At 45.5% G+C, this 23647-nt stretch carries 33 protein-coding genes; all 33 read right to left on the bottom strand.

What is annotated here, in order from left to right; genetic code table 11:
- Positions 1-127: 127 nt before the first annotated feature.
- On the bottom strand, positions 128-319 hold the full coding sequence (locus E4K67_RS22510; protein WP_135550859.1) for a hypothetical protein: 192 nt from the start codon (positions 317-319) through the stop codon (positions 128-130).
- Between the two features lie 107 nt (positions 320-426).
- Positions 427-828, bottom strand: coding sequence for a sigma factor-like helix-turn-helix DNA-binding protein (locus E4K67_RS22515; RefSeq protein ID WP_135550861.1), 402 nt, complete (start codon positions 826-828; stop codon positions 427-429).
- A gap of 150 nt (positions 829-978) precedes the next feature.
- Positions 979-1398, bottom strand: coding sequence for an ASCH domain-containing protein (locus E4K67_RS22520; protein ID WP_135550863.1), 420 nt, complete (start codon positions 1396-1398; stop codon positions 979-981).
- Positions 1395-1817: a hypothetical protein gene (locus tag E4K67_RS22525; RefSeq protein ID WP_135550865.1), complete on the bottom strand. Its 423-nt coding sequence runs from the start codon at positions 1815-1817 to the stop codon at positions 1395-1397. Before E4K67_RS22525 ends, E4K67_RS22520 begins: the two co-directional genes overlap by 4 nt.
- 15 nt (positions 1818-1832) lie before the next feature.
- Positions 1833-2174 (bottom strand): hypothetical protein, encoded by a 342-nt coding sequence (locus E4K67_RS22530; RefSeq protein ID WP_135550866.1) that lies wholly within the window; start codon positions 2172-2174, stop codon positions 1833-1835.
- 322 nt (positions 2175-2496) lie between these two features.
- Positions 2497-3447: a DNA-methyltransferase gene (locus E4K67_RS22535; protein ID WP_135550868.1), complete on the bottom strand. Its 951-nt coding sequence runs from the start codon at positions 3445-3447 to the stop codon at positions 2497-2499.
- A 29-nt stretch (positions 3448-3476) separates the two neighbouring features.
- Positions 3477-6410, bottom strand: coding sequence for a DUF927 domain-containing protein (locus E4K67_RS22540; protein ID WP_135550870.1), 2934 nt, complete (start codon positions 6408-6410; stop codon positions 3477-3479).
- A gap of 14 nt (positions 6411-6424) precedes the next feature.
- Entirely contained in the window at positions 6425-6787 is a 363-nt protein-coding gene (locus E4K67_RS22545; protein WP_135550872.1) for a VRR-NUC domain-containing protein, read from the bottom strand.
- Positions 6784-7236 carry a YopX family protein gene (locus E4K67_RS22550; RefSeq protein WP_135550874.1) on the bottom strand — a complete coding sequence of 151 codons (453 nt, stop codon included), beginning with the start codon at positions 7234-7236 and terminating at the stop codon, positions 6784-6786. The genes E4K67_RS22545 and E4K67_RS22550 overlap by 4 nt, the downstream gene beginning before the upstream one ends.
- Before the next feature lie 4 nt (positions 7237-7240).
- The gene (locus E4K67_RS22555; protein ID WP_135550876.1) at positions 7241-7471 is read right to left on the bottom strand and encodes a DUF3789 domain-containing protein; all 231 of its coding nucleotides are present in this window, start codon (positions 7469-7471) and stop codon (positions 7241-7243) included.
- Positions 7468-7869 (bottom strand): hypothetical protein, encoded by a 402-nt coding sequence (locus tag E4K67_RS22560; protein ID WP_206752222.1) that lies wholly within the window; start codon positions 7867-7869, stop codon positions 7468-7470. Before E4K67_RS22560 ends, E4K67_RS22555 begins: the two co-directional genes overlap by 4 nt.
- A complete protein-coding gene (locus E4K67_RS22565) occupies positions 7856-8338 on the bottom strand; it encodes a BC1872 family protein (protein ID WP_135550880.1) in 483 nt (160 codons plus the stop codon). The genes E4K67_RS22560 and E4K67_RS22565 overlap by 14 nt, the downstream gene beginning before the upstream one ends.
- On the bottom strand, positions 8335-8895 hold the full coding sequence (locus tag E4K67_RS22570) for a hydrolase (protein ID WP_135550881.1): 561 nt from the start codon (positions 8893-8895) through the stop codon (positions 8335-8337). Before E4K67_RS22570 ends, E4K67_RS22565 begins: the two co-directional genes overlap by 4 nt.
- Entirely contained in the window at positions 8858-9313 is a 456-nt protein-coding gene (locus tag E4K67_RS22575; protein WP_135550883.1) for a hypothetical protein, read from the bottom strand. The genes E4K67_RS22570 and E4K67_RS22575 overlap by 38 nt, the downstream gene beginning before the upstream one ends.
- Positions 9314-9354: 41 nt before the next feature.
- Positions 9355-9996 (bottom strand): HNH endonuclease signature motif containing protein, encoded by a 642-nt coding sequence (locus E4K67_RS22580; RefSeq protein ID WP_243454586.1) that lies wholly within the window; start codon positions 9994-9996, stop codon positions 9355-9357.
- Positions 9993-10247, bottom strand: a complete 255-nt coding sequence (locus E4K67_RS22585; protein ID WP_135550885.1) for a hypothetical protein — start codon at positions 10245-10247, stop codon at positions 9993-9995. Before E4K67_RS22585 ends, E4K67_RS22580 begins: the two co-directional genes overlap by 4 nt.
- Positions 10248-10315: 68 nt before the next feature.
- A complete protein-coding gene (locus E4K67_RS22590; protein WP_135550887.1) occupies positions 10316-11557 on the bottom strand; it encodes a phosphoadenosine phosphosulfate reductase domain-containing protein in 1242 nt (413 codons plus the stop codon).
- Between the two features lie 8 nt (positions 11558-11565).
- On the bottom strand, positions 11566-12933 hold the full coding sequence (locus E4K67_RS22595; protein ID WP_135550889.1) for a DEAD/DEAH box helicase: 1368 nt from the start codon (positions 12931-12933) through the stop codon (positions 11566-11568).
- Position 12934: 1 nt separating this feature from the next.
- Positions 12935-13669: a single-stranded DNA-binding protein gene (ssb, locus tag E4K67_RS22600; protein WP_135550891.1), complete on the bottom strand. Its 735-nt coding sequence runs from the start codon at positions 13667-13669 to the stop codon at positions 12935-12937.
- A 6-nt stretch (positions 13670-13675) separates the two neighbouring features.
- Positions 13676-14239: a hypothetical protein gene (locus E4K67_RS22605; RefSeq protein ID WP_135550893.1), complete on the bottom strand. Its 564-nt coding sequence runs from the start codon at positions 14237-14239 to the stop codon at positions 13676-13678.
- The gene (locus E4K67_RS22610; protein ID WP_135550894.1) at positions 14236-15261 is read right to left on the bottom strand and encodes a DUF5131 family protein; all 1026 of its coding nucleotides are present in this window, start codon (positions 15259-15261) and stop codon (positions 14236-14238) included. Before E4K67_RS22610 ends, E4K67_RS22605 begins: the two co-directional genes overlap by 4 nt.
- Entirely contained in the window at positions 15254-15505 is a 252-nt protein-coding gene (locus tag E4K67_RS22615) for a hypothetical protein (RefSeq protein ID WP_135550896.1), read from the bottom strand. Before E4K67_RS22615 ends, E4K67_RS22610 begins: the two co-directional genes overlap by 8 nt.
- A gap of 17 nt (positions 15506-15522) precedes the next feature.
- Positions 15523-15990 (bottom strand): hypothetical protein, encoded by a 468-nt coding sequence (locus tag E4K67_RS22620; protein ID WP_135550898.1) that lies wholly within the window; start codon positions 15988-15990, stop codon positions 15523-15525.
- The gene (locus E4K67_RS22625; RefSeq protein WP_135550900.1) at positions 15987-16232 is read right to left on the bottom strand and encodes a hypothetical protein; all 246 of its coding nucleotides are present in this window, start codon (positions 16230-16232) and stop codon (positions 15987-15989) included. The genes E4K67_RS22620 and E4K67_RS22625 overlap by 4 nt, the downstream gene beginning before the upstream one ends.
- A complete protein-coding gene (locus E4K67_RS22630; RefSeq protein ID WP_135550902.1) occupies positions 16225-17094 on the bottom strand; it encodes a helix-turn-helix domain-containing protein in 870 nt (289 codons plus the stop codon). The genes E4K67_RS22625 and E4K67_RS22630 overlap by 8 nt, the downstream gene beginning before the upstream one ends.
- 5 nt (positions 17095-17099) lie before the next feature.
- The gene (locus tag E4K67_RS30400; protein ID WP_206752223.1) at positions 17100-17252 is read right to left on the bottom strand and encodes a DUF6906 family protein; all 153 of its coding nucleotides are present in this window, start codon (positions 17250-17252) and stop codon (positions 17100-17102) included.
- Positions 17249-17488, bottom strand: coding sequence for a hypothetical protein (locus tag E4K67_RS30405; protein ID WP_206752224.1), 240 nt, complete (start codon positions 17486-17488; stop codon positions 17249-17251). Before E4K67_RS30405 ends, E4K67_RS30400 begins: the two co-directional genes overlap by 4 nt.
- A 105-nt stretch (positions 17489-17593) precedes the next feature.
- Positions 17594-17911, bottom strand: coding sequence for a hypothetical protein (locus E4K67_RS22640; protein ID WP_135550906.1), 318 nt, complete (start codon positions 17909-17911; stop codon positions 17594-17596).
- 12 nt (positions 17912-17923) lie between these two features.
- Positions 17924-18088, bottom strand: coding sequence for a hypothetical protein (locus E4K67_RS29905; protein WP_158408557.1), 165 nt, complete (start codon positions 18086-18088; stop codon positions 17924-17926).
- A gap of 49 nt (positions 18089-18137) precedes the next feature.
- Positions 18138-22004 carry an exonuclease subunit SbcD gene (sbcD, locus tag E4K67_RS22645; RefSeq protein WP_158408558.1) on the bottom strand — a complete coding sequence of 1289 codons (3867 nt, stop codon included), beginning with the start codon at positions 22002-22004 and terminating at the stop codon, positions 18138-18140.
- Positions 22004-22936 carry a hypothetical protein gene (locus E4K67_RS22650; RefSeq protein WP_135550910.1) on the bottom strand — a complete coding sequence of 311 codons (933 nt, stop codon included), beginning with the start codon at positions 22934-22936 and terminating at the stop codon, positions 22004-22006. The genes sbcD and E4K67_RS22650 overlap by 1 nt, the downstream gene beginning before the upstream one ends.
- Positions 22937-23275, bottom strand: coding sequence for a hypothetical protein (locus tag E4K67_RS22655; protein WP_135550912.1), 339 nt, complete (start codon positions 23273-23275; stop codon positions 22937-22939).
- Positions 23268-23645: a hypothetical protein gene (locus E4K67_RS22660; protein WP_135550914.1), complete on the bottom strand. Its 378-nt coding sequence runs from the start codon at positions 23643-23645 to the stop codon at positions 23268-23270. Before E4K67_RS22660 ends, E4K67_RS22655 begins: the two co-directional genes overlap by 8 nt.
- Positions 23646-23647: the final 2 nt, after the last annotated feature.

Below are 23647 nucleotides of genomic sequence, written 5' to 3' on the forward strand. Positions count from 1 at the left end.
CTTAAAATAGATTATCCTGAGATAGAAATCATTCCAAAGTCCACATAACCGAGCATTTCCTTAATCAAAAAGTACGTTTTTGCCCCGAAAACACTGAAAACCTATGAAATGAATGAACAAGAAATAATTAATTTTGAAAAAAGGTTATCCCACGGTTCCCTCGCATCATCCGATCAATCGCCTTAAACCCTGGACTCTCTTCATACTCTCTCAATATGTTTACATGATCCTTGCACTTGCTGCCTGTCAATTTACGACAATTGGCGCAGTTAACCTTGCAGCCTCTCTCTACCGGATCAAAGTATTTGCACTTAGCCAACTGCGCCACCATCCTTTTTGGGGTAATAGTAAGAGCGCCACCTTTCGGAAGCGCTCTTTTGATAATACTATTTTAGCACATTACAGTATGTCATTTAGTGTCACCTTTTACTGCAGCTGATGCAATGCTTCTGCGTGTATCCTGTGTATCTGTTTCCATGAATAATTCATGTCTACCGCAATCTGCTCCCAGGACAACAACTCAATGTATCTGGACCTAATCAGATATCCTTCTCTGGCCGGTAGTTCTTCGATAGCTTTCTCAAGCTTTGCAAGCACAGCATACGACCGCTTGATCTGTTCAGTCATCTCGTCTCTAACTAATTCCATATCTGCTACGGTATTACCAACCTTATCACTCGTATTGCCTTGGCCCATAATAGCGTCATGCTTATTCTTCAGCTGAGCAGTGATTTTGGTGGCCGCAGTCTCTAGTTCTATCAGTCTTTGTTCTGATTTAGTGATATTTCGACGGATCCAGTAATACTCTTTAAGCTCTTGCTTTGTCACGTACTCACCTTATTCCTTTTATCCACATTTAGATCACAGGTTGCCCACAGCTTTATCCACAGCTACTCCATCCGCAAACTAGGCAATGTACGCAGCCGCCTTGGTGGACGAGAGTATTTCCACAGCTGCAGGTTTCTGGTTCGTGCGATTTCACGACTCATCCTCCCACTCCCACAAACTCAGCGCACCCTTAGCAGGTATCGGCTTATCTAATCGCTTAACGTCTTCCAGGATCCAAGCATAACGACCGACTTCGTATACTCCGAACTCATATTCATGGCCCTTAGCCGATTTAACAAAGTCTATAAACTCAGGAGTCATCTTAATGCAATCGACTAAATTACAGGTGGCCACGATTGCACCAAGCGGTAGATTGTCCACATTTAGGCCAAATTTTGAGAGAACTGCTTTGAAGGGTTGTGTATTACATAAATCTCTAAGTAGTTTGGAGAATCCCTTACTCGCATGAATCGCTAACGGACCTCTGTATTTAGTCGCCCAACTTCGGGTTTCGATCATCTTGATTCCAACCAGTGAGGCCCATGGTTGGAGTAGTGAGATTGCTTTCATTCGGGTACATCCTCCTTCGGCTTCCAGTTTCCATGGTCATAACATGTATCACACGGATCTTCTTCCAGTTTGGCAAGTTCCTCCTTCGTCATAGAATGGTATAAACACTGCTGGCACTTCGCTACAGCTTGTAATTCCTTTTGCTCATCTTCAATCTCTGAAACTGGCTTCCAATCGTTCTCTATCGACAAAATGAACTTCATGGCCATAGCTGCAACTTGCACTGCTTCAGATCTCATATTTTTGACATCGGGTTGACGTTTCTTGACCTCATCCCAGAGTTCATCCAGCTCTTCGAGAATTATTGCATAGCCATGATGCGGAGAGGTAAATAACGAATGGGCTTCTATGGCTGCTTGAAGTTCTTTACTGACGTCAACCCCTATTTTGTAGAGAAGACCACTATAATCTATGTTCACGACTGTTCCCCCCTCTTACACATTCCCAATCTGCTTACTAGCCACCTGGATGCAATGATAAAACCTCGCCTGATCTCTGACCTGAAAACTGATATCCACTTCGGGGATCAAGGTTTGACACATCCACTCGATGTAAGGTTTTTTATGATCGTACTTCTGTCCCATTTCAAGTAACATTTGTCTTACGATCACCGAGTTAACTTCTTCATCCCATGCTGGTAAGGAGTGAACAACAGCATGTCTGGCTAACTCAAGAACGATGTCTAAGTATTTATCGGCGTATTGCTGCCGGATCTCTGGTGTAAGCGAGTCGGCTTTCTGTTTTCTGATTAGTAGGGCTATAATTTCTGGATTCATGGTGATCACCTCCGTTATGAGATCGATGTCTCATGGTATCGAAGTCTCTAAAACCGTTAACCACTACGAGTGGTTACCTTTTTAGATTCCTAAGCCTTACTCTCCCAAGGGTTTGAGATAATTTTTTACCGATAACCACTACTTTTCAAAAGGCACTCTATATATTTAAGACCTATGACTAATTAGTAAAATTGAGATACTAACCCTTTCTCTATAGGGGAAAAGTAGTGGTTATGGTGGTTAAGTGGTTATCAGTACTTAAAAACCTAGTAATACCAAGGGTTTCAGGGCTTGAAATAGGTAACCACTCCGGTAACCACCGTTAACCACTGTGAAATATATCACAGCCACCATATCTAATCCTTTTCTGAGCCATGTCGGTGTATTGAGGCTTTAGGTCAATAAAAATACTATCTCTTCCCAATTCCCTCGCCACCATCGCCACCGTCCCACTCCCTCCGAAGGGATCTAAAACCATGCCACCCTTTGGCGATCCTGCAAGAATACAGGGCCTCACGAGATCAGGGGGAAACACTGCGAAGTGTGCTCCCTTGAAAGGCTTAGTTGATATGGTCCACACGGTTCGCTTATTCCTTCCCTTGATGTTTTCCGTTGAGTCTTTCCGATCAGCTCTGTGGCTTACTTTGGCTTGACTAGGTATTGGGTTGATATGTTTTACATTAAATCTCTTAAAGGTCAATTGAATAGGGTCTTTGGTTTTCTGATGCTCCCTGATTGAATCTGCATCATAAAAATACCTCGAGCTTTTGCTAAGCAGAAAAATATATTCATGGGACCGAGTCGGTCTATCCCTAACACTCGATGGCATTGCATTTGGTTTTTCCCATATGATGTCCGTACGAAGGAACCAACCATCAGCACGAAGAGCAAATGCAACCATCCACGGGATCCCAACAAGGTCTTTATTCTTTAGCCCAGATGGTGCGCTCCTCCATCCCTTAATCTTATCTTTACCCTTCCATGCACTTCTCTCGGTAGTGAATGAGCCTCCTCCACCCTGACCCCCTGAGGCATAACTATCACCAAGATTTAACCATAGTGTTCCATCTGTCCGTAAAACTCGCCTAACAGCTCGAAACACATTAACTAACTTATTCACATACTCTTCCGGAGTTTGTTCTAATCCAATCTGTCCCTCCACACCATAATCTCGCAACCTCCAATAAGGCGGAGAGGTTACACAGCAATGGACAGATTCACTTGGTAAGGTCTCTATGATTTCCAAGGAATTTCCTGTTAGAAAAGTGTTCATCCTCTCTGCGCACCTCCCTCTCCTTATAATTAAAACAACCCTTCTGAATTTTCTTTAAACACAATACACCGGACAATTGCCCCGCCAAGTTTCTTCTGTATAGCAAATCTCATCTTCCCCTCCGAATCAACCCTTTGTATAATCTTCCCCTGCTCTGCCCACGCCTTAATAATTTTCTGAGCTGATGAATACTTCGTCAGAAACTCATCAACCACACGGCGTATGATGTAAATATTCGTACCGTCCTTGGTCCCTATTTTCTTAGTCGCAAAATCCTTTAGATACTCACTGTTCTCTCCAACCCAGTCCTGAAACTCCAACCACGCACGCTCCGATTCGCTCGCCTCGGATTTCTTAATTAATTTATTGGCAATTTCCGTTCCCATTGCCATCGCCTCTGCTCCAGCCACAGCCTGATCAAGGCCGAATACCCAGATGCTACTGTAATAATCAGCCGTCATAACACAGGCCAGAGCGTCCAGGTGGCTATCTAATCTATCTGGATAATACTGCTTTAGCCATCCTTGAGCTTGACGACAGTAATTAATTATTTCTTTGCGTTGCTCCGTCCCCAGAGCATCCATCAGAGCGCGCATAAACGCTAGGCCTGCATGACCATGGCATTGCGGTAGGAATCCGTATAGGTATTTTGAAAACTCTAGATTACCAGCAAGCGGACCTCCTTCTAATTCGATGGCTCGCGTCATTAATCCATCCATTGAACTTGCGTTCGTAAGGGGACCCTCTCCAGTTGTCATGACAATTGTTCGCCACATATTGAGTTCTTGCAGGCCTGTTTTACCGCCTCGCCCCTTGCCCTTTCCTTGAGCTAACATATACAGCATTGGGGAAATTTCCTGTTTCTGAGCCTGACTCAGGACCTCGCGCTCGTCAATCCCAAAAGGTATATCACAAAATAAACTCGCCCTGCGCTCAACAGATGTCGTAGTGTTGTTAAAGCTGTAAATAATCGGATCTGGATCACCCCATATAGACATCGCCGTCCAGAGCGTAGCACTTTTACCACCTGTGGAATCTCCGTGGTTATGGATAATAAAGTTACGTTGAGCAAGTGGTTTAAGTAGAGGAGCCGCAAACCCAGCTGCAATAATAAATCTCGCACTTGGAGAGTAATTACGAACTTGGTTGGCTACGTTTAACCAGTCGGAATACTCACCAACCGGAGAAAGACCCTTTACCGCGTGCCGTGACCCCATGTCGTCAACATCGATCTCGACCTCTTTTGTGAGTCCAGGGAATACGAATTCTTTACCCCTCCATCCGAGACGAGAGACAGCTTTTAACGTCGGAATGTGAGGATTGATATATAGGTAGTCATCAAGATATTTGGCCAAATATTTAGCACCCTCAGAAGAGACTCCAATACCTTTGTCTGCAAGCCCGATAACCTTGCGGGAGTCCACGGCCATCGATCTCGGGATAACAATGTCACGCCACTTGTCCATGTGCTGGTAAGATATCTTAAGCGACTCCGTCTCCGTGTCTGTATTAAACAGTCGGGCTGAAATATACAGAGGACATCCGCAAGCTCGGGTAACAATAGGACCGTTTTCTGACCACTTGACATGGTTAATTCCTGCCGGAGTTACTTTGAAATTGTCCGGAATCTTATCCTGCATGGAATCAGTGTCGAGTCCAGAAGTCTGCACACGCACTGGTAAATCCATTACTTCATCAGTTGGTATTTCCGCGACTTCTGAGTTAGTCATTTTCTGAGTATGTTGCTTAATAGCTCGCTCTAGGTCGACAAGGTTAATGATGCCCTTGAGCTTGTCCTTCGTGCGAGCATAAAGCGCTGCGTCTTGTTTTTTAACGATTGATAGCGCGGTCAGCATGTCGTCGTTGAATATTTTTTCGACACTCGGGATCCCGATCATATTAACTTTTGCACGAGCGATGCCTACTGTACCGAGGGAGAATGAGCAAGGAGATTTAACGCCACAGCCACCAGAGGGGCATATGAAGGAGTGATTCGAGCGAATGTACTCGCAAGTATGAGGATTCATCTTGAGGGCCTCAGAGAGTCTAAAGTCCGTCCCCTTCGGAGTATAACGACCTTTATCTGGAGAGGATAACTCATGACACTTATCGATCCCGTCTGTACCTCTGACAACGTTTGTGAGCATCGAAAGCCATTCACCGTAAGTAATTTTCTGAGCGTTAATCAGGCAGTGTTGTAAAAACTGACAGTTGGCTATCATTAAGTCCGAACTCGCGTCCGTGGATCGTCGCTCGAAGGATCCGTGATTCGTTATCTCCGAGCGAAAGTCGATATCTGGAATTAAGTCTTCCAGCTCCGATGGATCATAGCGTATCGTTTCGTTGAAATGCGTAATGTAAACCGACTGTTTCTGTCCGAGTTTATGGTTTAGCGTACCGGGTACACGGAGAACGCGGGAGAGATCTGCAGTAGAATCGAATTTCCACCCACGCTCACTTGCGAGAGTTTTGATGTACGCCTGAAGGCGAATCATGAGGTTCGAGGCCCGAAGGTTTTCTTCTTGAGTGTCGAATAGCCAGGCTTCCTTGAGGAGCCAGTACATGTGCATGCCGTTCCCGGACCAAATCGTGATGGAGGGTTGTAAAAACTCAGGTAATATCGAGAGCGCCTCTTCGACTGTATCCGGTAGATCGGTTTGTTTGTGAGCTGGCCCAAGTATGTCAATGTCCATCCAGAGAGCTGGGATGAAGGAAACGTTGTTGGCGAGTGGTCGCTTATTGTCTGAGATATCAACCATAGATCCACCAAGACCGAAGTATATATCTCTCTCATCCTGCATTGCCTGAGCAGCGTTTATCATGATCCGGAGATCATCGACAGGAAAGGACCATGTTCTGTGATCGGGCAGTGTCCAGAGATACAGGTTGCCCGATTCGAGATTACCGTATAGTGCGTTTAAAAATTTGTGAGTGTCCGTATTTGAGCCTGTATCTTGGTTCACTGGTACACCTTCCCTCAGCTGCCGTTGATAATATTGATAACGTCCTCGATAGATCGGGCTACACCTGCACAGGCACCTGTTTTAAGAGCCTGCGATATAAAGTTGATCTGCTCTGCTGACGGTTTACCCTTTAGGGCCTTAACTTCTACGAAGAGCGCCTTGCCTCCGGGAAGGACACCGACGAGATCTGGAAACCCATCTGGAACACCAGTATTAAAGGGGCGTGGGTTAAGGATTGTTATACTACCATCTTTATTCTTAATAATTTTTGAGCCAGTCCACCCACTCCCTACATTGACTCTAAACAGGAGGCCATCAGGGATTTGCTTAGAGAAGTCGATGCGGATTTTTGATTGGATGTCGTGTTCGCTAGTCATAACTGGGGACCAGTAATGAGTTCTGGATTGTCATGGGAGTTGCCGAAAACCTTCAGATGATATTTATATACTGCATTCCCTAAGAAATCACTCTGGGTATGAATCATGTAAGCTCCTAATTCTTTATCAAAAATAATACGAACTGGATAATTTAAAACTTTTTCATTGTGTAGTAAATCAGTATCATAAATTTCTTGACCTTCTGGATATTCCTTGGTTCGCGTTGAGTCTCTTAACCAGATAAACTGCCCGACTGTTTCAGGATCAACTTCAAACAATGGCGTATTTCTATGCAAGCGACCATTCATTACTTCGTATCGAGTACCGCATGGGATTATATAAGCCAACTGCTTACCTTCTGCCGTTTCCCCTTTAAATAAGCTGCCGTAAACAAATTCTCCCATTTCGTTATCAATTCGTTTCCCGCGAAACTTAATCTCTCTTCCCATCTCGTCACATCCCCCTCGCCCTATTCAACGCCTTGCAGGACCGTTCGTATCTCTTTTTCCCGAAGTCGGGAGCATTCCAATAGTTCTCATTAATCTCAACCCACTCTTCCAACGCTCCATACAGTTCATTAATGATCTCATCAGAACCCTTCGCCACGAACATAAGCGACATGGTAATCACTCCGATAATCACACCGACCATTATGCCAATAAATATTCCACCGTAGAACGTCATGTGGATCCACCGCCTTGAGCTTTGGTTAGGGCTTGTTTGATAATATTTGGTGTTTCCAATGCAGAATCACCGCTATCAAGATCAGGCATCTGAATATATCCGTTCTCGATTCCGTTTGTTATGAAGGTCAATGCCCTTTGTAATGCTTCGTACATATCGGGAGCAGCTGAAATGAGATTGGCATTAGCATAAGCTTCTTTTGCTTGCCTGATCTCTACTTCGTTGAAAACGTCGCCCTCATCGCCATCAAACAAACATCCATGGTCATAATCAATTTCCAGATGACTAGGAAACTCACTATGATTTTCAATAGCCTTGCCCATTCTAATAATGTGGCCATCTTCTGTTTCTTCGAGTTCCCATGGCCCAGGTGTAAACTTTGGCTTATCCTGCATCACTGGTGTCCTCCTTCGCCAAGAGTGCGGCTTTGCAGATTGCTTCAGGTATAGTTGGTGCCCATATTTCTTCCTGTCCAGGACTACCCATGTTACCCCAAGTAATAAGCCAACCGACATCACCCACATCATATTCATCTTGAAATGAGCTTGATATTTCATAGGATCTACCCTTACACATCTTCTCAACTACATCCCACGCTACTGATATGTCAGTTGAGTAGCATGGTGGAATAAACACTTTATGGGGTTCGCTGTAATTAATCTTCGTGCCGTTATTATCGACATATGGCGTGTAGTTATCTGCATTTTTTCTATCTCCATCAGTAAAAATAATCAATGGGCGTTCATGCTTTTTGCGGTCATCCCATCTATATACTGTCTTTCTTCCTGTCCATCCAAAAACTTTCTCAGCTACCAACGCATCCAATTCCCGACCAGGCACCATCGCCAGAATCTCATCTCTTGTCAAAACAACCCCTCCTTCCCTTCTAAAGCATAAGTCGCCTCCATATCTGCTAAGTGCAGGTACAGAGCCAATGGATAAGCCCTAAACGCATCTCCTAATGCCTGAGATAAACCATAATCCTGTATCCCTGGGGTAAATCCTCCCATGTGCCAACGGATCGCCATAAACTCCGAGGTCTTGAGTTTCATGAACCTGTTAATGAGTAGCGCCGATTTTTCACCGTGTCCGTAAGGGAATTGGTCTTTGACAACGTATCTTGGCTGTTTAGACCATTTTCCTTTTTCGTCTTGAACATTTTTCATCTCTACACCATAAAAATTAATCTTGCAGAAGTCGTGAGCTAAAGCGGTGATGATGACTGATTCCTGATCCAGCATGTCTCTCGTGGCTAGACAACGATAAACATTCAACGAATGCTCCAGTAACCCGCCCTCCCTCGACAAGTGGTATTTCGTTGAGCATGGAGCAGTGTAGAAATCGGTAGTTTCTAGCCAAGCGAGTAATTCGGGGACTCCTTCGCGCTTAACGCTTTGCCAGAGTTCGATGTAGCGGTTTTTCAAAACACTCGCCTCCTACGCCCTCACCAAGGACTTTAGTCCAGTTGCACGCTTCGGCTTTTTTCTCGAACTCTAGATAAATTCTCTCAAGCCTATCTGCTTCATCAAAGTCTTCTCGCTTGAGAGCTTTGACGCACTCTTTAAGTGCCTTTTCTGATTGGTTGAAGTACCAAGAAATTTTAAGCAACGCAACTAATTTTTTCAGAGATCCCCTTAACTCAATATTCAGGTTAACTAACGAACCGATTACGTGCCCAAGTATGAAAGCCATTCCAACCAATATCCCAAGACCAGCAATCATGTCAGCGAATCCCTCTGCTGCGCTCTGTGCGCGTAAGTTCCAACCGAAGAACCACGTTTCCAAGACGTTAAACACGAATGCCACTAGGATTATGAGTAAGCCTTTTTTGAGGTAGTTCATACAGGTTTCCTCCCCTTTATCACAAAATATCTCTACCTGTCTCAAGTCTGGCTGATCTTCTTCCTCTCTCCAATTTTGTTATAAATATCAGCAATGATAACCCCTGTCCTTGTTAGATCAGCGTCATTTTGAATCAGATGGAGCTTGTTTAACTTTACGAGCTGTTTTCGAGAAACAAGAATGAGATTATCTAACTCAAAATTTCGCCTGTTCCCATCTCCGAAAATCACTACATGTCCCTTTGGCACAGGACCGTTTGTAGACTCCCAAATTAAGAGGTGCTTACCTTTCCAGTTGTGCTGGAATTTGCCATCATCTATCTTCACTTGGATATATCCGTCCTTGGTGATTCTCTCAGAGCCAAGCGGGGACCAGTTGTGAGACTTATTTCCCTTCTTGAACTGCGTATGTTTCATCCCGGGATAACTGATTCCCTTTTGCCCTTTATTAGCCGGCACATGGCCTTTTCTGAATTGCGTAGGTTCGTAACCTTTATTAAGCCGTGTGTCACGTCCATTGTGCAGCCCGTGTCGATCAGATAAGGAAACTATTGCCGAAACCTTTAAGTCCATCCCAAATTTCCCATTGAACATTGCTGTTAATTCCTTGAAGCTTCGTCCATGGATGTGGGCTGTTAAATATTCGATATGCTCAGATCTGTATTTTCGATTAATAGTAATCACTCCCCTGTTGGAAGAAATGTTTCACGCAACATGGCTGGCATTCTTTTACTGTCACCACCCAGATATTCATCTTGTATTTTCATGGCATCGAGAACTAATTTGCCATTAGCAATAATTTGAGTGGAAACCTGAGTTATCGCCTTTGCCCTGTCAATTTCTTCTACCAACTGCTCACCCTTAAGCTCTTCATCTCCTAATCGCTCTAGCTGGGCGAATAAATGGTTATTTAAATCACCTAGTGAGTTTTTCATATTTATTCCTCTCCTTTATCAAAATATCGTCATCTGTCTCAAATCCACGGCCCTACCAGATCTGCCCCTTAAAATAATAGGGTTCCGTATTGTAGGTCTTCGAGTATGTTTTTCCTCGGTGTCAGCCTATCAAATGCGCATGGTCTCATATCTAATAGCCAATCATGCTCTAAGGCGTTTAGTTTTATGTCGTCACTGATAGCACAGGCAAATGTTTTCATTTCTCTTGCCATGCCGTATTTCATTAAAGCCGTCCATTTTTGTGGGTAATGTTTGCGTAGGATTTCAATGTTATTTCTCTCGTAAGCAAGGCCAGTTCCACAAACATAACAGCCATTACGCTCAAACAATTTTTTACCGCCCTCGTCTGTCAGGTCATACAACGCTGCATAAGGCACATCAAATTTGTGTATATAATCCCAAACATCAACATCAGTCCAAATTGATAAAGGGTTGGAGTACAAATAATTGTCAGCCGTATTGTACAGAAATCCATAGTCAAGAAAGGTAAAAGTCCTGCGCCTCGATTCACTTGCTAACAGGCCTCGAAAGAGCGTGTCACATCCAAGTTTCTTTTGGAGCTTTTGCGAAGGTCGTTCCTTGATGAAGTTACAACAACTATGCGATATTCTCATATCGGGGAACTTCCTCAGCATTTCGTAATATCTGTCGTTACCCTTCGACTGTTCCGGGCTGAACTCAAGAAACACGTTAATGTTAATCCGTGGCGCATCAAGTTTAGTAGCATCTTTACCGAGTATCGGGAAGCCGTACTGCTCAGCGATAAACCAAAAGCTGATGAGCGTTCCTTTTTCCCAAATGAGTTTTCGACTGCGAAAATTTTCCCACATCTCAGGAGTCACGGCTTCATTAAGCTTGTCGGTCGAAAGCAGACGTCCTTTCTTATTTAGATATTTTTCGACCTCTCCGCTCTCTTTGATCAGCGACCAGACTTCTTTTTGCGCTTCATATCTCAGTCGTGGTACTTTCAGTCGATCTAGTTTTGTTTCATGGAAGTTCTCTCCACCCCAATCCTTACCGATCTTCCTGGCAAAATTGAGGCTTTCTGAATACTCAACACCCGTATTGCCGAAAATAACAACCATATCCTTAGCTTGCTCGGGACAGGTTGTAAGGATTAAATGCCATAGAGCCGTTGAGTCTTTTCCGCCAGAAAAAGCAAGAGCTATCTTTTTACCCTGTTTAAATGTTTCGATGATTACTTCTCTGGCTTTTTCAATCTTTTTATCGAGTTCCCATGATTGCATTTCTTGTAGTTCGGCATATTTAAATATGCTTTGTTTTTTCAATACCTCGTTCACCTCCACGCCTGCTTACTCCGAACTTCCAATATCCTGTCAACCCACCTCAGCGAATACCCTCTCTTAATCGCGATCTGCTCCAAGTCCTCCCGAGTCCTCGCCCTGCCAATCTCGCGCTTCTGGTCCTTACGCTCGAGATCCTTAATCTGCAGCAACTCACCCTTCGTCTGCTCAATCGGAGCTTGGACCTGCACAGGATATTTGTAACCGCAGTTTGGGCACTCAGGCCTAGGCATATGCGCAAAGTAACATTTTGGACATTGCCTGACCGATATCTCGTTCGGTTCACGCTTCTTCATCTTCCCTTCCAGTGACCACTCTCTATCCTCATCAGGTAAACCATGTCTGTAGACATTTCCCACGTGATCGATGATGATCGCTCGCTTATCCGGATTATCATCATCCTTCCGCATCGCCCGCATGCTTTGCTGGATAAACAACGCCACAGACTGCGTAGGCCTAAGTAAAATAACTGCTTCCATCGCGGGAACATCGAAACCCTCGCTCACCAGATCAACGTTTGTCAGTATCTTCACAACGCCTGTCCGGAATTGCTCGATGGCCGTCTTACGAATCGCATTCGGTGTCTTACCGTCGATGTATGCCGCTGGTATACCTGCAAGATTAAACTCCTTAGCAACGTGTTCAGCGTGTTCACAGCTTGCGCAATAACATATCGCTCGTTTACCGTCTGCTAACCTCCTGTAAGTAGCGATCACATCCCCGATGATCTCCGATTTATCCATTTTTAGTGCGACATCGCTTGATTGGTAATCTCCGTATTTAACTTTTAGATCCGCGAAGTCCGCGACGACCGGAGGGCTGTAATAATCGAAGGGCGATAGGTTCCCCATTTCGATGAGTTCCTTAACACTCGGACCCAGTGCTAGTGCTTGAAATATCACTCCTAGCCCATCACCGGATAAACGAGCCGGGGTGGCCGTGAATCCGATGATTAAAGCGTTGGGAAAATGGTCTATGATCTTACGCCAAGTATTTGCTACCGCATGTGCACATTCGTCGATGATGATTAGATCCGGAGGTTTCGTGAACTGATCTAATCTCCTCGCTAATGTCTGAACACTTGCAACTAAACAATCACATGAGTTAATATTTTTCGAATTCAGCACTTCATGAGGAATGTAAAACTTATCAAACGTCTTGGATGTCTGATCGATAAGCTCCTGCCGATGTAGTATGGTAAGTACTTTCTGCTTTTTAGCTCGTGTCTGAGCTGTCATCCATGAGAATAGAACTGTCTTTCCGGCTCCGCAGGGTGCCACTGCGCATATACGGTGGAGTCCGGCACGAATACTGTACCGGATCTCCTCGATTAGATCGTCTTGGTAAGGTCTTAGCTCCATATCAGAACGGTATATCGTCAGGATTAATATTTACTTGGTGCCCAAATTTACTGGCAGGAGTTGCACCAGGTGGGTTCTGCGGTGGATTACCACCGAGCCATTGAGGTATCTGTCCCTGATGTTGACTGTATCCCTGTGGAGCCTGTCCCTGATACCCCGGAGGAGGAGGCATGTAGCCCTGAGGAGGTTGTTGGTATCCCTGAGATGGTGGTTGTCCTGCATAACCAGGAGGAGCGTATTGTCCGGGGTAAGGAGGTTCTCCTTGTGGTTGTTGCACGGGAGGTTGTTGATACGGAGCCTGTTGATAAGGGGGGTGCTGTGCCGGCGGTTGACCATACTGCGGAGGTGCGCCATATGGTGGTACATTGTTTTGTGCTGGTTGTTGAGTATGTGTCTGCGCTCCCTCATCCTTCGGACTTAAGAAATGTACATCCTCGCAAATAGCTTCCGTAACCCAATGCTTCTGGCCGTTGCTATCGTTATAAGTCCTGACTTGCATAGACCCATCAATTGACGCGAGCTTTCCTTTCGAAAGGTACTGTGCACATAATTCGGCAAGCTTGTCCTTGTAAGGAGGGACTTTGCAATTTATGAAATCCGTTTCCTTCTCTCCTTGAGCGTTCTTGAATTTGCGATCAATGGCTAACGTGAAGTCACAGGTGGCTTTGCCGTTCGGAGTGTGGCGTAATTCAGGGTCTTTTGTGAGACGGCCTATAAGTACGAGTCGATTTAACAATTTTTATTACCTCCCGTAATTCTCAAGCTCATTCTTCAGAACGCTGAGCTCAGATATATTTAACTGCTCGATCGGCTTCTTAAATCGCTGTAAAGCGTAATCAGGGAACAATGCAGTATCCCATTTCCAGAGTGCCTTTATGTGGGCTATGAGTTTGGATTCCGGAGTTTCAACGACGAATTCCGGAGTAACAACTTCACCGTCCTTAATAGTTACGACTACTGGTTCCCGTGATTCAATATTAAGCGCCGCCATCCAAGCGAACCTCTGCGCCATATCCTGCGCCTTGGCAACTGCTTTATCCCCTTGATCCATCCCTGACCCATAGGCGACATTAACAAGTATTTCATCCGATTCAACATCAATTATTGTTAACTCACAGGAAACTGTGACAAGTTGCCAGACGACCCTTTGAGAAGTAATACTCTCCTTTGTTTCCTCGATCTCATACTCCACTTTAGTGATAAGTTTTTGCTCAATGATCGCTTCGTTTAGTTTTCCGAATTCCTGTTCACTCGATATCGCTTTCATGACTTCAAGAATCTTACTAGCGATTTTCATATGACTCATGGCTGCACCTCAGGAAGTTCGTCCCACGTCCGACCGTCAATCAAGCGACCAGCTACTTTTTTGCCGACACGTTTCATATTGATGGTCCCCGGATAAACAGACTCATTACAAGCTTCTCCGCTTGAGAATGATCTCCCAGGACTCCAACAGCCAATTGCTCCACTTCCGCCCAATGCTTTAAAGGGTAATTTAATCCATTCTCCCCACTGCTTAAAGAAAAACTTCGTCCCAGCCGTTTGGCACTGATCTCTCAAACTTCTTACCCAATCTGGATGCATTGGTCGGGCCTTTGGTCCTGATTCTCCGCCAGTGATAACCAAGTCGAGACCAGTCCACCCTTCCCCAACAAGAGCTTGTTTTTCCCAATGGTACTTTCCGTAATCCCTGGGGTTTCCATCTTGGCCCCAATGCTTACATATGGGCCATTTCAAATACCTACTTATGTTAATCTCTGATAGCAACGGCTCTGCACTTATAAATCTTACCTCCGCCGGTGTCTGTAAAAGCAGCGGAATCCGCTCGTCTGCAGCTTCCTGATTCTCGACCGAAACTCCGAGCCAGACGTTTATCAATGGCCAGTGTAAGTCACAATCGAACTTCCCGGAGGGCTCCTTGGTTAGTCTAAAAACTTTACTTGCCGTGTACCTTGGATTATCTGGAGAAAGATATCTCTTCATCCTATCCGGACGTTTCGTCAGAATAATAAACGTGTGCTGTCCTGCATCTGACATGACCGCAAAGACCTCGTCGATAAACTCATCTGGTACATCCTCATGGAATAAATCACTCATGGAGTTTACAAATATCCTTCGAGGTTTCTTCCACCGCAAAGGCTGATCTAGTCGCTCGGGATGACATGCCACATCATTGAATTTTCGACCAAAATACGCTGTCATTGGGTTTGCGGATAACCTTTTCCATTCACGTTCGGCGTAACAGTTAGCACACCCAGCTGAGACTTTACTGCAGCCAGTTGTTGGATTCCAAACTGCATCAGCCCAATCTATTTTCGTTTTAGCCATGCCTGTTCCGCCTCCGTGAATCCTTAACCATTTTCCCTCGGCCTGACTTACCTTTTTTCCTTCTCTGTTCACTAGCCCATTTTGAAAGCTTACCGCCTGATGTAAGACTAACCATTGCTTCAGGTTTACCTGCTAATTTCTTCTGAGCTGCAGACTCCAATTCTTCTGGCAATGGCATGAAATCTTTCGGTTGTAACTCCTGAAACATCTCGCTAGTTATCAAATGACCAGTATTAATATTCATTGTTTCTCACCCTCTCCCTAAATCCGACTCTCCAAACTCTGCATCCTACGTGCTATCGAAGCGAAGAATTGCCATGTTGGATCCACGGCTTCTCTAACTGGCGCCCTAACCTTCATCCGACTCTCCCATTCGTCCTTTACTTCGATAAGCCCGGCTTCTGGTGGTAACTCACTCGCCTTAATCAGTCCTACAGGTGCTACGAAGTAAAATTGGTTCGACATCTGTAGCGCCTGAGTTCGCTTCTCAGGATGCTTAATCTCCTTCAAAAAGTCACTGCGACTTACTTTGATCTCATAGGCTATCCTTACGAAGTTCCTGCTCGGGTAGAGATTGATAGCCCATGCGTCGAAGCGCTGCTCTGGATTAAGTCCAGCTGCTACATTTCGATATCCAGTCCCCGCTCTTAACTCCTCAAAAAACGCCCATTCTCTCTCAGGATGCCTGCACCGCAGGGCCTTAAGAATCATCTTCGTATCCTGCGTCACGCCTGCATCCTCTCCCCTTCGTACACCTCAACCACCACGGGCATCGGTTTAAATCCACAACCACTGATAGGTCTCTCTGTACATACATCACGCTTTAAGTCACAGGCCTCATCTCCACAGATCAATAAGTTTCTGCCCTCAAATGTCACCCTGTTAGAATTGGCGCAGATTAGACATTTACACGGAGTCTTTGCTTTTGATTTTGAGTTATGGGTGGGTTTCCTCTGTATTTGCTTAGCCAACTAAGCCCTTCCCCCTCGTGACCGCAAGGACCAATTTAAACAGCCTATCCCTAAAGTCATCATCCGCTTGCTGATCGTACATAATACGAAGCTGGGTAATGTCGTCTTCGGTATCCTGCCAAACCTCTTCGAAGTTTCTGCGCAATGTAGGTACAGGATCAGGGGAGGTTACGGATTGGGGGGTGTTAACTGGAGGAGCCTCGGAAGTTGCAGATGGAGTATAGAAATCCTCAACCTTTGAGACGTCGATTCCTCGTGTCGGATCTGGACCAAACTTCACGTCGACCACTAATACCTGGTCTATCTCCACCTTCGGCAGCGCCTGTACAGGGGCATCCGTGTGGAATTGCTCGATATCGCTGAGCGTTGGGGTTGCATGGGCCATAAGACTACATGGTGGGGATTGATATATAACTTGCCGCTCCTCTTGAGTTGTTACCTCCACGCCTGAAGTCGTTGGAGGCATCATTGATTGTCTCGAGAGTGGCGTTGACTCCGGTTCCTTATCCTTCTTTTTCCCCTGAATCCCTATCAAGCGATAAGCTTTAATCCAGTTGTTCACGCTTTGAGTTGATGCGTCATATTTCTTCGCGATACTTGCGATGGTAGCTCCTGCCCTCAGATGATCTTCCAGTTTCTCTTTAGACGGCTTCTTTGATTTCATTGTTTTCTTCCTCCCTGCTTTTTCGGATTCAAGTTTCCGCCCTGCAGCACGCACGCAGTTATATCTGCAGTACCACATCGTTTTACCTTTCACATCTAACTTGTAAGCCCATTGACTGGTGATGATAAATTTTCGCTCACATTCAGGGCATGTTCGTTCTTGTGAACCGAGAATTAATTTATCTTTATCTAGCGCCACCTACATCACGCTCCCAGAATACGAGTCTTACCTGATATCCGATGAACGATTTCAAAACAATTAGGACAGTTCTTGACGATCATCCAGTTTTCTGGATTAAGTTTAAGTTTTTTAAGTCGTTGCTTCTGCTTCATCGTGGGGTTCTTGCCGTTTTTCATCTCGCCCCCGCCTTCCTCCACCACTTCGGATTCGCGTTCCGCCATGCCATGTATTTTTCGTAGTGGTTGAGTTTTATCTTGGACACAATAGGGTAAAGATTTATTGCAACAGACCAAAAACCTTCCGTAGCTATCTCCCAGTTGGATCCACATTGACAACTAGTTCTGATCTGTCCCTCTGGAAAATCAACTCTCCTCCCGCATACGCATATCACATGTTCTTGCTTTACTACCATGGATGAGCGCCCTCCTTTATTTACAAAAACTTGGTATAAGGCGGTACGTCCTGCATAAGCTGTAAAGATTGCCTGCTTGTCCTAGTGATGGTTAAAAAAAATATGTTATTCGATGTACCATTTGCCATCCGTAAAATTGGTTTTGTCTGCTATGAAATCGGGCCATGAGCCGAAGTATATTATTTCTCTGTCTTTTTTACAGCGAACTGTTTTCCCATCTACCCACGCCTGTATAGCTTCTTGCCAAGTAACTTCTTGGGAGATTAGTTCCCAATCTTCGTCAATTCCAATAACTTCACTCATTCCAGGTTCCCTATATAAGTACCCACTATTACCACAATAGAATATTCGACTATCACATAATCTCTTGAACTTAAGTTTTGGATTCTCCGTCAATTCCTTAATCATTTCCCACGTTTTCAATATCCCCACTCCTTATCTATTCCGCTTCTTCGACGCCTTGGCGATCTTGCTCCGAGATTTACGCTTAGTCCATTTAGAGCCGGTTAAACCTCTATACAGGACAGGATCGTTATACTCGCTAACTTCTGCCTTTGGCCCGCTTATGAGTTGCATGTCTAGCATCATGGGGTGCTTCATTACCCTTCCTCCTTGTGCACTTTTTAATTTTCAGGAGCGAGAACCGCACTTACGCGATTCTCACCTTCGATCCTTCATCACCCATATCCACGACTTCGATCTGTTGAGGAAACCTTGCTTTCATGGCTGGGTCGTGGGAGATAGCAGTTATCTTCATGTTTGGGTTCCTATGGTTTAGGCCTTCCAGTGCGTCACAGTAAGCTTCCATGCCTTCCGAATCCAAGAAGGGTGGTTCATCGATATGCATCATTCCCAGCTGTATTCCAGCCCTTCTCGCCTTAAGGTCCGCCAGTGCAAACGCATTTGCCAGAGCAGCCTTAACTTTCTGCCCTCCCGAGTGATTACCATAAGGACGTTCGCCCCTGAAGGTTATAAGGAAAACCTCGATAGCGTTGACCTCTTTCTTATTCCCTTGAACGCGCTCCGTCTCGATCTTTAGTGACATTTGACCGCCTGTCATTTGACCTAAAATGTCGTTGGCCATATACGATAACTCCGGCACCACTGAGCGCACGATGCTGAACGGGATACCGTCTGATCCGAAGGCTTTGGTGAGGATCTGGTAATGAACGAGTGACTTAGCCGTTGGATCCATGTCAGAGATTAGTTGTAGGCGTTCCCCATCGGAGATAGCGAGCGCCTTAAGTTGTGCTGTTAGGGCTCCGATCTTGGAGTGGAGATCGTTTAGTTGAATCTGCATGGACTTGAGATCTGAACGTGATGTACTTAATTCAAGCTCTACCCTGTATTGGGCGGCAGTTTCAAGTTGTAACAACGTGCGTTCCTCTTCCAGCGCCTTGATCTGGCCTTCTTTGACTGTTATGCCTGCCTCGATACCCTTAATAACATCAGCTGTCGAGAGAACGACTTGCCGTGCCGCTGGGAGCTCTTCCTTTGCGTTAACCCATTGCAGGAGTTTAGGCAGGCGTTCTTTGAGTTCGGGTAGGACTTTGAGTTCATCCTGCAAGAGGACCCCTGCCTGAATAATTCCATTGAGCTGCAGCTGTAATTCCGCGATCCGTGTTCGGAAATCTGACTCTTGATCCCTAAGCCCCTTAAGTAACTCAGCCTTGGAGTCTAGTTGTCCTGCAAGCTCAGCCTTGGGTCGCAGGGTGTTTACTAAGTTCCTGAGATCATAATGAGCTTGACCGTCCTGAATATTCGTATAACCTATAACCTTATACTGTATTTCTAAGTCCGCCACGATTTGTAAGAAAGGTTTTCTCGCTTCGTGCATGTCGGCAATTTCCTGCTCGATAACCTTGATTTCCGCTTCGATTATTGGAATTTGAGCCTTGGCTGCTTGCGCATCAGCAAGAAAGGCACACTTTGCGTTCTCGGGATCAATGCAATTAGCGCTGGCAAGCATAGCCGATTTTCGGAGTAACTCATCAACCTTTGAATATTTTTCTTTAAGGGTGCCTTGCTTAAGACCTATCTCTTCCCCTGTCCTATCAGTATCCTTCTCTGCGTTCATGATTAATTGGTTCATGTCCGCAGCCCTACGCGATAAAACGTCCATTTCTTCGAGTCTAGCGACCTCTGACTTGTATTGCTCAGCAATCGCATCCAGATTCGACTTGCAAGCCAAAACCTTCTCAAGTTCACTGATCGGTATTACCAACTCATTAATTTTGCTCTCCAACCCATTTATCTCTCCGAAGACTTTCGAGTGTTCCGCTCTAAGCTCCAGAACCTTAGGTTGTTTAGTTTCGAGCACCAAGACCTGATCCTTCACCGTCTCATATTCCGTAGCCTTGGATATAATCGTGGCTTCGTTCGCGATGATCTGTGTTGCACGATCAGCCTGTTTCTGCTTCTCGATGATATCTGAGTGTTTAGTCAGGAGTTCTCCTTTCAGAGTTTCTACCTGTCCATCGATCTCCTTGACCTTCTCAGACTTAGTCTTCAATGTCCGAACCAGTTCCTCGCCGTCGTTGATCTGAGCTTCTTTAAATGTTATGAACTCAGCGACTTGTTTGAGATCCGTTTCATATGTTTTCAACTCACTCTCGAGCCCCGGCTTCGCCTTCAACTTCTCATCCAGATCCATCAGCTTCGCCTTCGATATCGCTAGCGACTTATTCAACTCACTAACCTTTGCCTTAGCTAAATCTGTCAGCTGCTCATAAACTCCAAGACCTAAGATGTTAGCCAGAACACCCATGCGCTCTTCCTTACCAGCCTCCATGAATCGTCCATAAGCATCCTGCATAATTAAAGCCGTACAACAGAATGTCGCGCAATCCATCCCCAGTAACGCCTCGATCTTTGCCTGAGTCTCCCTAGTCGTAGTTCCAGAACGATTCTCCCACTTGTCGCCTATCTGCTCCTGAAGTGCCAGCGTGAGCTTACCGCTTCCCTTGATGCTTCGATTACGGATGATCCGCCAAATAGTTGTACCCATAGAAAACTCGAAATCTAGCATCCCATCCGTTTGCCCAGTCGTTATCCATTCGCCCGTTGTCTTAATGCGTGTTTCTTCGTAAATACAATCTTTGATAGCATCCATGAAAAGGCTAGATTTTCCGATTCCATTAGGTCCATTGACGATTGCAAAGTAGATATCTTTAAAGCTTAAAGTTTCTTCGAGATAGGATCTGTAGTTTTTTACCGACAGACTGCGAGGCTCGAATACTCCAGAGAGTGTGCCCGTTGGCATCTTAGCGCTGATCGTAGCGATGAGTGGTTTGGAAAGTTCAAGAATCGAATTAACATCCTCCACTTCGAATCCTTCCGCCACTAACCACGTTGCTAAATTTTCGAGTGGCCCTGACGTTTCGGTAAGCTCTTGCTTAGCGAGTGCTGTTACGATCCGCTTCGCCTTAACTTCTGATACGTGGAACGCTCCACCAGACATAATCAACTTCTCCATTTCTTTGTGATTAAGTAGGGGACGTTGCTCTTCGGTGCATTCGTATTCGAGGCGGACGATCTTGTTAGCCGTGGGAAAAGCGAGAAGTGTACCATCTTCACTGATGCCAGCCAGTTTCCACTTTAGATCAGCTTGGAGATCAGTGGATTCGGTGAAGTCAGCCTTAAGCGTTAAGAACTCTCGTGATGGAGTTTTGATGAACTCAGAAGTTTTGTAGCTGGATTTATAATCAGGGGGATACGCTGGATGCTCACCAATCTCGTGCATGTAAAATCCCTTATCCTGCCCCTCTTCATTGAACGTGATCCCGTTCGGAGGTCCCGAGTAAAACACTGGTTTACCTGCACACTCGACCTGCTGCTCCCTGTGGATGTGTCCCAGTGCAACTATGTCAAACGCCGATCCTGCGAGTGCCTCCTTAGGTAAAACAACTTCCGACTGAGTGAATACGTGCTGCCCGTTGTCCAGTTCGCATCCTACGACCGTGTAGTGAGCCATTAATACGCTCGGGATCGTGGGGTCTAACTGCGCGCTTAAGCCATTGACCATGTCACCGAGGAGTTTGCTGCACATCATGGATTCTTCTGCCGGTGCCATGCCTGGGAATTTAGCCCGGAAGTAGCCTTTGTCAAGGCCGGGCAAGCAGGCGACTTGGAATGGTCCTGATTCGGTGTCAAAGAGGATCAATGCTGGCTTAGTCACAACCCATAGCCCTGGTATGTTCATGCTTCCGATATTTTCAAATGCCTTCATGCTGTCGTGGTTGTCTGTACCGAACATCAATACTGTGGGTGCAATTCTAGCTAGAGATCTTAATCTCTGAGCCGCCACATCGATAAGCGAGAGCATGTTGTCGCCCCATAGTTTTGACTTATCGAACAAATCCCCAGCGATCAAAATCGCATCTGGCTGCTCTCTCTCGGCGTACTCAACCATGAAATCTAAGCATTTTAGGGTATCGAGTAGGCGTGCGTTCTGTCCGTTTATTACAGGTCCGGTAAGTTCCCCAATATGCCAGTCTGCTGTATGAAGTATCATCATTACTGACCACCTCCCGCTTGGCATCCAGAGCAGATAAGTCTGCCCCTCTTTGTCATCAAGTACTCAACTACCCTCTGCACTGGCCATTCAGGCCCAGCGGATTCGATTGGTTTTTGGCACACCTCACACCGAGGTATATCATCAACTTGCTCCCAAGGTGGGATATCTCCGCTCGTGTCCGGTGCGTCTTCTGAATCATCACCAACGACCACGAACTCGCTATTAACCGCCCCCTCGTTTAGTTGCAGGCAACTCCCAGTCGGCAACGCTACCTGAGATCCTCCGCCAAACAATGCGTCTTGGCCTGCAGCGTATCTCTGGATCAACGCTGCCTTCATATCGGGGTCTTGGGTGTTTAGTACAACGAGTGCGACAGCGAACGGCTTCGATAATTCAGCTAGCGTATATCCACCCTTAAGACCTAGCCCAGCACGGAGCGCCCTGAGGAGTGCCTTCGTCTCACAGTTTGCACCCATGTGCTCTACTGGGTTTTTCTTAGCAAGGGTATCCTGCTTTGTGACTTCTTTAGTAGCTGTATATTTACGGTACCCACCGCTCGGCTCCGGAACAAGGATAGAGACTTGATAAGCCACATCGTCTTTAGTTGGGCACGCCCCGCACTGAGGTGCTAAACGAGTTGCCTTAGCCATCTCTGCACATCTTCGGCAATCTTTTGGGAGTATAGATTCTGACTTCTCCATAACTACATTTGCGGCTGTCATAAGTTTTAGGCATCCAATTTTAGTTAAGGAAAATTCTCCGTTTTTCTGCTTGTAGATATCCTTAGCCGCTAGATCAGTGTCAATCTTCACAATATTAACCATGATCTTATGGAGCGGACTGATCTCCGTCATTGTTGCAGGGAAAAGACGGTTGAATGTCTCTGCTGGATAGTTGTTGACCGTTGTGATCGTTAGCGCGTTATCATCCAATCACGCCACCCCCTTAACGAGTTCCACGAGGGCTAGACTAATCGTTAGCTCTGTCCGAAGACCTGCGAGCACAACCTTACGACCCTCAAACTTGTATTCAGCGTCAATTACCTTCAGGCGATATGACTTAGTGGCCTCTCTCATTTGGGCCGTCCGAATCTCCGCATCCTTACTGTCGATCTTGATTCCATCGGCTTTATCGAGAAGGATCTCATCTTCAAAGGTTTGGAGATTTCGTTTTGCAAGTTGAACTTCGTTATATGCAACGAAAACTGCATTCTCAGCATTCTTGACAAGGGATTTTAATCCCAATAGTTCGGACTTTAATGTCTCACGCATTTGCCACAACCTCGCTTTCAGATGTATAATTAGATTGAATAATTTCCTCTGGGACCTCCGTTGGCGCGGGGGTCTTTTCTGCGTATGCGAACACGACTACTTCGCATTCAGAGTTTAGGATATTGGTTGTGGTAAATATTCCTAAACTGCCGTTTAGTTCTTTTGTGTCGGAATATCTGCCAGTGAGCACATTACTTATTGCGTCCTTCACATCACTTAGTACCGTTCCCTCATACGTGTGAATACTGACCACTGTGCGGATTTCACCAGATTTCAACTTACTATCTTCTACTGAAATAGATGAAATATGAGGGTTCAAGAGTAGTTCTTGGAGTTTTTCGCGAGTCTCACGGGTTAGCTGTTTTTTCATAA

This window comes from Desulfosporosinus fructosivorans (assembly GCF_004766045.1).
Classification (GTDB): Bacteria; Bacillota; Desulfitobacteriia; order Desulfitobacteriales; family Desulfitobacteriaceae; genus Desulfosporosinus; species Desulfosporosinus fructosivorans.

Coding starts and splice junctions, on each gene's coding strand:
- E4K67_RS22520 (WP_135550863.1), bottom strand. CDS start 1,398: ATGAAAGCAATCTCACTACTCCAACCATGGGCCTCACTGGTTGGAATC.
- E4K67_RS22530 (WP_135550866.1), bottom strand. CDS start 2,174: ATGAATCCAGAAATTATAGCCCTACTAATCAGAAAACAGAAAGCCGAC.
- E4K67_RS22535 (WP_135550868.1), bottom strand. CDS start 3,447: ATGAACACTTTTCTAACAGGAAATTCCTTGGAAATCATAGAGACCTTA.
- E4K67_RS22545 (WP_135550872.1), bottom strand. CDS start 6,787: ATGACTAGCGAACACGACATCCAATCAAAAATCCGCATCGACTTCTCT.
- E4K67_RS22550 (WP_135550874.1), bottom strand. CDS start 7,236: ATGGGAAGAGAGATTAAGTTTCGCGGGAAACGAATTGATAACGAAATG.
- E4K67_RS22555 (WP_135550876.1), bottom strand. CDS start 7,471: ATGACGTTCTACGGTGGAATATTTATTGGCATAATGGTCGGTGTGATT.
- E4K67_RS22575 (WP_135550883.1), bottom strand. CDS start 9,313: ATGAACTACCTCAAAAAAGGCTTACTCATAATCCTAGTGGCATTCGTG.
- E4K67_RS22585 (WP_135550885.1), bottom strand. CDS start 10,247: ATGAAAAACTCACTAGGTGATTTAAATAACCATTTATTCGCCCAGCTA.
- E4K67_RS22595 (WP_135550889.1), bottom strand. CDS start 12,933: ATGGAGCTAAGACCTTACCAAGACGATCTAATCGAGGAGATCCGGTAC.
- E4K67_RS22605 (WP_135550893.1), bottom strand. CDS start 14,239: ATGAGTCATATGAAAATCGCTAGTAAGATTCTTGAAGTCATGAAAGCG.
- E4K67_RS22610 (WP_135550894.1), bottom strand. CDS start 15,261: ATGGCTAAAACGAAAATAGATTGGGCTGATGCAGTTTGGAATCCAACA.
- E4K67_RS22615 (WP_135550896.1), bottom strand. CDS start 15,505: ATGAATATTAATACTGGTCATTTGATAACTAGCGAGATGTTTCAGGAG.
- E4K67_RS30400 (WP_206752223.1), bottom strand. CDS start 17,252: ATGAAAAACGGCAAGAACCCCACGATGAAGCAGAAGCAACGACTTAAA.
- E4K67_RS30405 (WP_206752224.1), bottom strand. CDS start 17,488: ATGGTAGTAAAGCAAGAACATGTGATATGCGTATGCGGGAGGAGAGTT.
- E4K67_RS29905 (WP_158408557.1), bottom strand. CDS start 18,088: ATGAAGCACCCCATGATGCTAGACATGCAACTCATAAGCGGGCCAAAG.
- sbcD (WP_158408558.1), bottom strand. CDS start 22,004: ATGATGATACTTCATACAGCAGACTGGCATATTGGGGAACTTACCGGA.
- E4K67_RS22655 (WP_135550912.1), bottom strand. CDS start 23,275: ATGCGTGAGACATTAAAGTCCGAACTATTGGGATTAAAATCCCTTGTC.
- E4K67_RS22660 (WP_135550914.1), bottom strand. CDS start 23,645: ATGAAAAAACAGCTAACCCGTGAGACTCGCGAAAAACTCCAAGAACTA.